Raw genomic sequence first — 9225 nt, forward strand, 5'->3', positions numbered from 1 at the left:
GCGCGTACCTGCCAGCGGCCGTCGTCGAGTCTGCCCGCGGACAGAGTGCCGCCCAGGACCGCGACCCGTTCGCGCATGCCGACCAGACCCATCCCCGCGCCGGGAATCTCGGCGCCCGGACTCACCTGCGCGGGAACACCGCCGCTGTCGACGACTTCGACGCGGATGTCCTCCTCGCGCCGATGCACCCGGACCACCGCCTTCGGCTCCGCTCCCGCGTGGCGCAGGGTGTTGGTGAGCGATTCCTGCACGATGCGGTGCACGCCGAGGCTCACCTCGGGGGCGATGTCGTCGAGTTCGCCGGTCAGCTCGAGGTCGACGGCCAGGCCCGCCTCGCGCATCATCTGGGCCAGCTTCGCGATGCCCGCGCTCCCGTGCTGGGGCAGCAGTTCCGGTGCGTGCTCGGTGCGCAGCAGGGCGACGGTGCGGCGCAGTTCGCGCAGCGCGTCGCGACCGGTACCCGCGATGGTGGCGAGCGCGCGTTCGGCGGTGTCGGGGTCCTGGCGCAGGGCGTACTTGGCGCCGTCGGCCTGCACGATGATGACGCTGACGGCGTGCGCGACCACATCGTGGAGTTCGCGGGCGATGCGGGTGCGTTCGGCGGCGACCGCGTCGTGGGCGCGCCGTTCCTTGTCGTAATCGGCGACGGCCAGCCGCGCCGCCACCTCGGAGTCGTACGCGTGCCGGGCACCGTTGAACTCGGCCAGTGTCCAGCACAGCGCGTAGATGAGCGCGACCATCGCCAGATCACCGCCGCGCGGCTCGTCGAGCAGCAGGACCGACGCCACCATGTCCAGCGCGAGGAAAGCGAGGAAGATGAGCCCGTCACGCCGGCCGACGTAGGCGACGAGCGTGTAGAGCATCACCCCGAGCCCGATCAGGGCGACATGGTCGGCTACCTGTCCATCGATCAGGTAGCCGATGAGAGTGTTCAGCAACGACAGCACCAGCATCGCCGCCGCCACCGCCCGCGGATACACCCGCCGCAGGATCAGCGGCAGCGGCACGATCACCGAGAAGATCAGGTAGACGACCTTGTTGTGTTCGTCGCCCACCCCGAGGGCATCGAGGAACAGCAGCAATCCCGCGAGAATCGAGTCGGCGACGATGGGTCGTCCGCGTAGCCACAGGCTGAACCGGCGCACGGGCCCAGCGTAGCCCCGGCTGGCTTTCCGGCCGTGATCTTGATTGCCTGGACGCGTGCAACTCGGAGACTGGACGGTCCTGCTGGTGGCCGCCGCGGCGGCGGGCTGGGTCGACGCCGTGGTCGGCGGCGGCGGGCTGATCATTCTGCCGACCCTGTTCCTCGTCGTTCCCGGCATCGCACCGCAGACCGCGCTGGGCACCAACAAGCTCGCCGCCCTGGCAGGCACCGCGACCGCGGTGGCGACCTTCGCGCGCAAGGTGCCGATGCAGTGGAAGGTACTGCTGCCCGGCGCGGTGATCGCCGCGATCACGGCCGCGTGCGGCGCGGCGGCGGTGTCGCTGATCGACCGCGACCTGTTCATCCCGCTGGTGATGGTGGTGCTCGTCGGGGTGGCGGTGTTCGTGACCGTGCGCCCCTCGGTCGGCCTGACGATGGCCACCCATCCGCCCACCCGGCGCAAGGTGATCCTGGTGGTCGGCCTCGCGTCCGGTCTGATCGGCCTCTACGACGGGCTGCTCGGGCCGGGCACCGGCACCTTCCTGATCATCACCTTCGCGACGCTGCTCGGCACCGAGTTCGTGCGCGCGGCCGCGATGGCCAAGGTGATCAACTGCGGGTCGAACGTGGGTGCGCTGCTGTTCCTCGGCTCGACCGGCCACATCCTGTGGGGTCTCGGCGCGGGCATGGCGGTGGCGAATGTTCTCGGCGCGCTGATCGGTTCGCGGATGGCGCTGGCCAGGGGCGCGGGGTTCGTCCGGATCGTGTTGCTCGTCGTCGTGGTGGTGATGGTGATCCGGTTGGGGTGGCAGCAGTTCGGTTAGGGCGGCGATTCGGTCAGCGCACCGGTTCGGCGGCCGCGGAGGCGGCGAGCCACGGTTGCAGGACCCGCGAGGTGGTCTCGTGGATCTTGCGATGGAGGCGTTCACCGTCGTCGATGCCGTGCTGTGGCTGCTGGAACAGCACCGTCAGCGCACCCGACACCGCGCCGACCACGGCGCCGACCAGCGCCGCGGCGCCGACCTCGTCGAGTTCGTGCGGGAACGCGATGTGCAACTGGTGGGCGATCTCGCGCTGCGCGACCAATTGCGCGTGCGCGGCGCGACCGCTCACCGAGGGGACGGTCCGCGAGACCCGCGCCCGCAGGGCGGCCACCCGCGAACCGACGTCGTCGACGAGGTGTTCGCCGGGGTTGTCGCCCGCCGCGCGCAAGGCCCGCAGCAACACCTCCACCGGTCGCTCGCCGGGCCGACGGGTGGCGATGGCGGCGACCGCCGCGCGCACCCGTTCGTCGGGTTCGGGGAAGAGCAGTTCTTCTTTGCTCGCGAAGTAGTTGAAGAAGGTCCGGGTGCCGACCTCGGCCTCGGCCGCGATGTCGGCGACGGTTGTCTCCTCATAGCCTCTGGCCTCGAACAATTCGACGGCGGCCACGAGGATCGCACGTCGGGTTCGTTCCCTTTTTCGATCGCGCAGGGCAGATGGCGGCACGGCGGGCACCCTACGGCATTTTCGGCGCCGCTCGCGGGATGACCGGAGTCCGCGCGTCACGGCGGCAACCGACATGACGGTGCGCCGGAAGCGGTTGCGGCGCACATGTGTCGGTGGCACCGGTTAGCGTAGGTGCGGTGAGCGATACCACGACTTCCAGAGATGTGGATGAGGAGTTCCGCGCGCTCGGGCTCGCCACCCTGGCCGAGGCCGCGCTGTCGGCGGCCCGCGCGGCCGGCGCCGAGCATGCCGACCTGCGCGTGCAACGGTTGGTGACCCAGTCGATCCGGTTACGGGATGGTCGCGTCGAAGCAGTCATCGACGCGACCGAACTGGGACTGGCGGTGCGCGTGATCGTCGACGGCACCTGGGGTTTCGCCTCCCACGCCGCCCTCACGCCCGAGATCGCCGCCGAGGTGGCGCGCCGGGCGGTGACCGTGGCGACAGCGCTGCGCGCGCTGAACCGGGAGCGCGTCGAACTGGCCGACGAACCACGCTATGACGACGTCTCGTGGGTCTCGGCCTACGACCTCGACCCGTTCACGGTGCCGACAGCCGACAAAGTGGCGCTGCTGCAGGACTATTCGGAACGGCTGTCCGCGGCCGACGGTGTCGACCACGTCACCGCCTCGGTCCTGCAGGTCAAAGAGCAGACGTTCTACGCCGACACCGCGGGTTCGTCGATCACCCAGCAGCGGGTGCGGTTGCACCCCCAGTTGGAGGCTGTCACCGTCGATTCCGCGTCGGGGGTGTTCGAGACGATGCGCACGCTCGCCGCGCCCGCGGGCCGCGGCTGGGAGTACGTCACCGGCGCCGACGGAACATGGGACTGGACGGGCGAACTCGCACAGATCCCCGGCTGGCTGGCCGAGAAGGTGAAGGCGCCCAGCGTGGTCGCGGGCCCCACCGATCTGGTGATCGACCCGACCAACCTGTGGCTGACGATCCACGAATCCATCGGTCACGCCACCGAATACGACCGCGCGATCGGCTACGAATCCGCCTACGCGGGAACCTCGTTCGCGACGCCCGATCAGCTCGGCACGCTGCGGTACGGCACACCGATCATGCACGTCACCGGTGACCGTACCCAGGTCAACGGGTTGAGCACCGTCGGGTACGACGACGAGGGCGTGGCGGGCCAGCGGTGGGACCTGGTGCGCGACGGCATCCTGGTCGGCTATCAGCTCGATCGCGTGTTCGCCCCGCGTCTCGGGCTCGATCGCTCCAACGGATGCTCCTATGCCGATTCGCCGCACCATGTTCCGATCCAGCGGATGGCGAACGTGTCGTTGCAGCCGGATCCCTCGCGTGACACGACCACCGCCGAGCTGATCTCCCGTGTCGAGGACGGCATCTACATCATGGGCGACAAGAGCTGGTCGATCGATATGCAGCGCTACAACTTCCAGTTCACCGGTCAGCGGTTCTTCCGGATTCGCAACGGCGAGCTGGACGGGCAACTGCGCGATGTCGCCTACCAGGCGACGACCACCGATTTCTGGGGGTCGATGGAAGCGGTCGGCGGGGCGAGCACCTGGCAGCTCGGCGGCGCCTTCAACTGCGGTAAGGCACAGCCCGGTCAGGTGGCGGCGGTGAGCCACGGCTGCCCGTCAGTGCTGGTGCGCGGGGTCAACATTCTCAATACCCGGATGGAGGGCGGTCAGTGAACGAGGGTCTGTTCCCGGCGGGCACGGTGGTCGAGCGTGCGCTGGCGGCGTCGAAGGCCGACGAGGCGATCGTGATCGTCACCGACGCGCACGAGGCGTCGCTGCGGTGGGCGGGCAACTCGATGACCACCAACGGCTCGTCGATTTCGCGGGAGTGGGCGGTGATCTCGGTGTTCCGTGACGGCCCGAACACCGCGCGGGTCGGTTCCATCAGCTCCACCAGCGTCGATCCCACCGAGATCGAGGCCGTGGTGCGCGCCAGCGAGGAAGCCGCGCGCACGGCCGCCCCGGCCCGCGACGCGATGCCGCTGCTCGAACCCACCGACGACGACACCGCCGCGTGGGATCAGGCGCCCGGCGCCACCGAGATCGACGTGTTCGCCGGGCTGGCGCGCGACCTGTCCACCGGTTTCGACGGCACCGACCGGCTCTACGGTTTCGCCCACCACCAGGTGCACACCACCTGGCTGGGCACCTCGACCGGTGTTCGCCGCCGGTTCAGTCAGCCGACAGGTTCGGTGGAGATCAACGGCAAGCGCGGCGAGGGCAAGGATCTGGCGAGCGCGTGGGTGGGCGTCGGCACCGCCGATTTCACCGACGTCGACACTCCCGGCCTGCTCGCCGAGTTGTCGCGGCGCCTGGGCTGGTCCGCGCGCCGTGTCGAATTGCCCGCCGGCCGCTACGAGACCCTGTTGCCGCCGTCGTCGGTGGCCGATCTGATGATCTATCTGGCATGGAGCATGGAGGGTCGTGGCGCGCACGAAGGCCACACCGCGTTCTCGCGCGCCGGTGGCACGCGAATCGGTGAGCGGCTCAGCGACATTCCGCTGACCCTGTACTCCGACCCGAACGCGAGCGGTCTGGAATACCGGCCGTTCGTGGCGACCCCGTCGTCGTCGGAGTCGCTGTCGGTGTTCGACAACGGTCTGTCCGCGCGGCGGGTCGACTGGATCGGCCGCGGCGTCATCGAATCGCTGGTCTATCCGCGCGCGACGGCGGCCGAATTCGCCGCCCCCGCCACGGTTCCCGGCGAGAACCTGCTGCTCACCGGCGGCGGCGAGGCATCGCTGGACGACATGATCGCCCGCACCGAACGCGGTCTGCTCCTCACCTGCCTGTGGTACATCCGCGAGGTCGACCCCGCCACCCTGCTGCTCACCGGTCTCACCCGCGACGGTGTTTACCTGGTCGAGGACGGCAAGGTCACCGGCGCGGTCAACAACTTCCGTTTCAACGAAAGCCCCCTCGATCTGTTGCGGCGGGTGTCGGAAGCGGGTGCCACCGAGATCACCCTGCCCCGCGAATGGAAGGACTGGTTCACCCGGACCGCCATGCCCCCGCTGCGCATCCCCGACTTCCACATGTCGTCGGTGAGCCAGGCCACCTGACCGGGGTGAACCCCCTCCGTTGGACGGCCCCGAGCGTGAAAGCATGATCGGGTGACTGGTATCCGGATGTTCGCCACCGACCTCGACGGCACCTTGCTGCGTTCCGATCGCACGATCTCGCCGCGTACCGCCGAAGCGATGGCCGGCGCGCAAGCCGCGGGCATCGAGGTGGTGTGGGCGACGGCCCGGGCCCGCCATTCGGTCCACGAGCTGGCGCAGTCGTGCGGTTTTCGCGGCAAAGCGGTGTGTGCCAACGGCGCGGTGCTGCTCGACCTGGCCGACGGCACCCCGCAGATCATCGACACGGTCTCGATCGACACCGGCGCGGCGGGTGCGGTGATGGCGCAGATCCGCGATCTGATTCCCGGTGTGGTGTTCGCCAATGTCGGCGCCACCCGGTTCGTCGCCGAGCCCGCCTATGCCGCGCTGTGCACCTTCGCCGATCACCACCGCAACCCGCACGAGATGGAACTGTCCGATATCTTGCCGACGGGCGTCGACGCGATGGTGAAGATCGTCGCCCGTCATCCCGAGTTACCGGGCGCCCAGCTCTACCGCAAGGCGGTGGCGGTCGGGATCACCGGCGTGGAGCTGACCCACTCCGGCGCCGCGTACATGGAGATGGCCGCGGAAGGTGTCTCGAAGGCCAGCGCGCTGGCCCGATTGTGCGCGCTCGACGGCATCCACCTGTCGGAGGTCGCGGCCGCGGGCGATGCGCTCAACGATGTCGCCATGCTGACCTGGGCGGGTACCGCGCTGGTTCCGGCCAACGCGGCACCCGAGGTCATCGCACTCGCCGACCGGGTGCTCCCGGCCAACGACGAGGACGGTGTCGCCTCCTACCTGGAGGAATTGGCCGGCTCGGCACAGCGCGACTCGGCTAGCTGACCGATGTCGGCGCCCGGCCCACGCTGAGGTGCAGGATCGTATCGGTCACGCGCACGGTGTCCGCGTCCAGCGGGAAGTACCCCTGCTCCTGGGTGACATCGGTGCGGGTGTGTCCGGGTCCGAGTTCTGCCGCCGGGATCAAACCCCAGGTGCCGATGCGGTTCTGCAGCGTGTGTTCGAAGGTGCCCGGCCCGGGTTCGGCGAGTTCGAGGCCGTCACTGCGTCCCAGACTGCCGAGTATCACCCCGTAGTGCTCCCCCAGGAGCGATCCGACGATCGCCCCCGCGCCGGACCAGACGAGCTCCATCGGCCCCATCTGCATGACGCTGGTGTTGCGCCGCAGGTGCAGGTTGTGCGAGTACACCAGGGTCGGACCACGGCGTGCTTCGGCGGACCGGATGTCGAGCAGGTTCTGGGCCATCAGCGCGTCACGGGCGGCGGCCAGGCTGTTCCATCGCACGCCGTCCTCCGTCGGCTGGGCCGCCTGCCGGTGATACCGGAGCAGGCCGAGTCCGGCGGTGAGATGAATTGCCGCCCTTCGCCACTCGGCGAGTGACGTGGCCGCGATCCGTTCCGGTGCACGGGTGTAGAGCAGGGCGAGCATGTCGTCGGCCATCACCCGCAACCGCTCGGCGTCGGGGGTGGCACCGGGCGAGACGTCGGCGTCCAGGACCGCTTCGGTGCGGCTCCAGCGCTCGTCGCTGCCGGCAGGCCCGCTGATGTCGAAGTCGAGTTCGAGGTAGTCGCGGGCGAATTCGAGGTAGAACCGCGGGCTCGGCGCACTCATCGTCTCCATCGCGGCGTCGAATCCGTGGAAGCGGACCTGATCCTCGGCCGGCCTGCCCGCGTTGTAGTCGCGCAGCCAGGCGACCAGGTGCCGGTTGCCGTCGAGTTCGCCGAACTCGTGCGAGAAGCCGGTCCGCATCACCTCGTCGAAGGCGCCGTGGCCGCCGCGAACGTAATCGTCCACGGCGAGCGCGGCAACCCGATCCGTTTCGAGAGCGATCGACCGGAACCCACTCGCCACCAACTCGGCGAACAGCTCATTGCGGACCGACGCGAAGCCGGGTTCTTTGTGCGTCGGTTCCCCGAGCGCAAGCAGTTCACAGGACGAACGGACGAAGTCGCTGATTTTCTGGCTCATACCTATCAACCGTATCGTTGAAAGAACGGTTGAGACTCGAGCAGCGTCGATTCGGGATATCTGTCGTAAAGTCTCAAATCAGTGAGAACCCTACGACCGTCCGACCTGGCCCGCGAGCACGCGATTTCGACCCAGGCGGTCCGCAACTACGAGCAGGACGGATGCCTTCCGCCGGCCGAACGCACCCCTGCCGGCTACCGGATCTACACCGACCTGCACGCGGCCGCGCTGCGCACCTACCTCACCCTGATCCCCGCCTACGGCCACGCGCAGGCGGGCGACCTCATGCGCGCGCTGCACGCGGACGACCTCGACAGGGCTCTCACGGTCATCGACCGCGGGCACAGCCAGCTCCTGCGAGACCGTGAGACTCTCGCCACGGTCCGCCGGGCAGTCGGCCACCTGATCACCGAATCGAGCTCTGCCACACCGGGTTCGGCCACGACAAGAACCATCGGCGAACTCGCCCATCACCTGCGAGTCACCCCGGCCACCCTGCGGGCATGGGAAGCGGCCGACATCCTGTCTCCCGATCGGGACCCGGCCACCGGCTACCGCCGCTACGGCCCCACCGACCTCCGTGACGCCGAACTCGCCCACATCCTGCGCCGAGGTCACTACCGCCTCGACCACATCGCCACCGTCATCGGGCAGATTCGCGCCGCGGGCAGCACCGAGGCGCTGGCGAAGGCCCTCACCGACTGGCAGGCCACCATCACCGCCCGTGGCGTCCGCATGCTCGACGCTGCCGCCGCACTGAGCCGATACACCGTGGACATCCGGGCACACCGTCCCCGCCCCGGTGCGCCCGGCTGACCTCAGACGCGTTCGAGTACCGCCGACGCGCCGATGCCGCCCGCCGCGCAGATACCCAGCAGCGCGGTCTCTTTCCCGGTCCGGGCCAGCTCGTTGGCCATGGTCGTGACCATGCGGGCGCCGGTGGCGCCGAAGGGATGGCCCAGCGAGATCGAGCCGCCGTGCACGTTCAATCTATCGATGTCGACGGTGCCCACCGGCTCGTCGCGGTCGAGACGGGCCTTGGCCCACTCGGCGCTCTCCAGCATGCGCAGCACCGACAGTGTTTGCGCGGCGAAGGCTTCGTGGATATCGACGAGGTCGATATCGGCCAGCGTCATGCCCGCCTTGTCGAGGGCGCGCGGCATCGAGATCGCCGGGCCGATGAGTACCTGGTCGGCAGGGTCGACGCTGACGAAACTCCAGGAACGGAAGGCGGCTTGCGGGGTGAACCCGAGTGCGCGCGCCTTCTCCTCGCTCATCAGCAGCACCGCCGACGCGCCGTCGGTGAGCGGGCTGGCGTTACCCGCGGTGACCGTGCCGTTCTTCTCGAACACCGGTTTCAGGGTGGCGAGTTTCTCGACGCTGGTGTTCGCGCGAACGAGTCCGTCGACGTCGATCAGCGTGCCCGACGGCGTGCTGACCGGCACGACTTCGTCGTCGAAACGTCCCGAGGCGATGGCGGCCGCCGCCCCCCGGTGGGAGCGG

At 69.2% G+C, this 9225-nt stretch carries 9 protein-coding genes; 5 read left to right on the forward strand and 4 right to left on the reverse strand.

The window, feature by feature from the left end; genetic code table 11:
- A partial coding sequence (locus ACFWF3_RS13285; RefSeq protein WP_379313880.1) for a sensor histidine kinase occupies nucleotides 1-1145 on the reverse strand: 1145 nt, incomplete at its 3' end.
- A 55-nt stretch (nucleotides 1146-1200) separates the two neighbouring features.
- Between ACFWF3_RS13285 and ACFWF3_RS13290 the strand changes: the two genes are divergently transcribed.
- Nucleotides 1201-1968: a sulfite exporter TauE/SafE family protein gene (locus ACFWF3_RS13290; RefSeq protein WP_378627548.1), complete on the forward strand. Its 768-nt coding sequence runs from the start codon at nucleotides 1201-1203 to the stop codon at nucleotides 1966-1968.
- Nucleotides 1969-1981: 13 nt separating this feature from the next.
- On the opposite strand, the gene ACFWF3_RS13295 is transcribed toward ACFWF3_RS13290, so the two are convergent.
- Entirely contained in the window at nucleotides 1982-2575 is a 594-nt protein-coding gene (locus tag ACFWF3_RS13295) for a helix-turn-helix domain-containing protein (protein ID WP_378987940.1), read from the reverse strand.
- A 194-nt stretch (nucleotides 2576-2769) separates the two neighbouring features.
- On the opposite strand from ACFWF3_RS13295, the gene ACFWF3_RS13300 reads away from it, so the two are divergent.
- The 3 genes from ACFWF3_RS13300 to ACFWF3_RS13310 are packed head-to-tail and all read left to right on the forward strand — an operon-like array spanning nucleotide 2770 to nucleotide 6578.
- On the forward strand, nucleotides 2770-4302 hold the full coding sequence (locus ACFWF3_RS13300; RefSeq protein ID WP_379313881.1) for a TldD/PmbA family protein: 1533 nt from the start codon (nucleotides 2770-2772) through the stop codon (nucleotides 4300-4302).
- 8 nt (nucleotides 4303-4310) lie between these two features.
- Entirely contained in the window at nucleotides 4311-5690 is a 1380-nt protein-coding gene (locus ACFWF3_RS13305) for a metallopeptidase TldD-related protein (protein ID WP_378988466.1), read from the forward strand.
- 51 nt (nucleotides 5691-5741) lie between these two features.
- Nucleotides 5742-6578 (forward strand): HAD family hydrolase, encoded by an 837-nt coding sequence (locus ACFWF3_RS13310; RefSeq protein ID WP_379313882.1) that lies wholly within the window; start codon nucleotides 5742-5744, stop codon nucleotides 6576-6578.
- On the opposite strand, the gene ACFWF3_RS13315 is transcribed toward ACFWF3_RS13310, so the two are convergent.
- On the reverse strand, nucleotides 6571-7722 hold the full coding sequence (locus ACFWF3_RS13315) for an erythromycin esterase family protein (protein ID WP_379313883.1): 1152 nt from the start codon (nucleotides 7720-7722) through the stop codon (nucleotides 6571-6573). The genes ACFWF3_RS13310 and ACFWF3_RS13315 overlap by 8 nt on opposite strands.
- 81 nt (nucleotides 7723-7803) lie before the next feature.
- Between ACFWF3_RS13315 and ACFWF3_RS13320 the strand changes: the two genes are divergently transcribed.
- Nucleotides 7804-8538 (forward strand): TioE family transcriptional regulator, encoded by a 735-nt coding sequence (locus tag ACFWF3_RS13320; RefSeq protein ID WP_379313884.1) that lies wholly within the window; start codon nucleotides 7804-7806, stop codon nucleotides 8536-8538.
- Nucleotides 8539-8540: 2 nt separating this feature from the next.
- Here ACFWF3_RS13320 and ACFWF3_RS13325 read toward each other — a convergent pair.
- On the reverse strand, nucleotides 8541-9225 hold a 685-nt coding region (locus tag ACFWF3_RS13325), incomplete at its 5' end, for a thiolase family protein (protein ID WP_379313885.1).

Source organism: Nocardia sp. NPDC060220 (assembly GCF_042727815.1).
Classification (GTDB): domain Bacteria; phylum Actinomycetota; class Actinomycetes; order Mycobacteriales; family Mycobacteriaceae; genus Nocardia.

Excerpts from the sequence above, each read along its gene's own strand:
- ACFWF3_RS13315 (WP_379313883.1), bottom strand. The coding sequence starts at position 7,722 with ATGAGCCAGAAAATCAGCGACTTCGTCCGTTCGTCCTGTGAACTGCTT.